This window comes from Vibrio sp. 2033 (assembly GCF_033339735.1).
Genome location: NZ_JAWOVC010000140.1, coordinates 1 through 967, shown reverse-complemented (window position 1 = coordinate 967; position 967 = coordinate 1). Strand labels below are relative to the sequence as shown.

General features: G+C 47.4%; 2 protein-coding genes and 1 pseudogene. All 3 read right to left on the bottom strand.

Annotation, left to right across the window (positions count from 1 at the left end; translation table 11 throughout):
* Positions 1 to 168 (bottom strand): annotated as a pseudogene (locus R7P74_RS25180) (hemin ABC transporter substrate-binding protein); the annotation flags it as partial.
* Positions 169 to 195: 27 nt separating this feature from the next.
* Positions 196 to 609 carry an ExbD/TolR family protein gene (locus R7P74_RS25175; protein WP_005454456.1) on the bottom strand — a complete coding sequence of 138 codons (414 nt, stop codon included), beginning with the start codon at positions 607 to 609 and terminating at the stop codon, positions 196 to 198.
* Positions 606 to 967: MotA/TolQ/ExbB proton channel family protein (locus R7P74_RS25170; protein WP_318123366.1), on the bottom strand; the 362-nt coding region annotated here is incomplete at its 5' end. The genes R7P74_RS25175 and R7P74_RS25170, both read right to left, overlap by 4 nt.

Sequence of the window (967 nt, the reverse complement as noted above, 5' to 3'; positions counted from 1 at the left end):
GACCAAGCTGTCTTTCGCATCGAGCGCAAGTAATAGTTCGGTAACGGCGCTGCCCGCACTGACGATGCGTTCTGAGTTTGGGGCGTTGTTGGCAAAAAGGTTCGTACTTGCAAGTAACAGAGCGGCAGCAGTCAACGCAGTGCGCACTGGTGATAATGTGTTCTTCATGAAAATGTTCTCAGTTTTATGTTCTTGTTATGGCGACTCTTCAGTGAGCAATTGAGTCGCCTGAATTCCGTTTTCTTGCAAAAAGCCAAGAAGCTGAACAAGTGATTGAATATTGGCCGTTTTTTCTGCACCAATCACAATAGGTTTATCGGTTGATTTACTCTCTTCTAGCAGCGCGAGAGTGAAGTTTTCCCAATCGATGTACGTTTGTCCGTTGATCGCCCAATAAGGCTCATCTTTGAGGATATTAACGGTAATCGACTGCTTATCGACCTCTGCAACGGCCTGAGAGTCGGTGCTTGGCAGCGCGACATCTAATGAATCGAGTTTGACTGCGGCGGTAAGCATCAAGAAAACCATCACAATAAAAATGATGTCTAACAGCGGTGTTAAATCTGGTGTTAAGCCGTTGCGGTTATTGTCTTGTGGTACTTTGATCATGAAGCTTTTGCCTCAGCCGTTTTGGTGACACTTACCGTTGTTTTTGTTTTTTCTGGAGACACGTGCTGCAGGGAAATGCCTTCAAGCCACAAATTCACGTAGTTGAGAGTATGCTCAAGTTTGGCGAGTACGCGGTCAGCCCACAAACCGATGATTTGTGCGCCAGAAATAGCGGGTAGGGCGATGATCAAGCCTGCGGCCGTTGTGCGCATGGCTAAACCCAAGCCGTCGGCCAAATCGTTAGGTGTGATGTTCCCAGTTGAAACCGCAATGCCTTTAAACATCTCAATCAATCCCAATACTGTGCCGAGAAGACCAATTAGCGGGCTGATTACGCCGATCAACGTCAGAAGGCGAA

Excerpts from the sequence above, each read along its gene's own strand:
- R7P74_RS25175 (WP_005454456.1), bottom strand. The coding sequence starts at position 609 with ATGATCAAAGTACCACAAGACAATAACCGCAACGGCTTAACACCAGAT.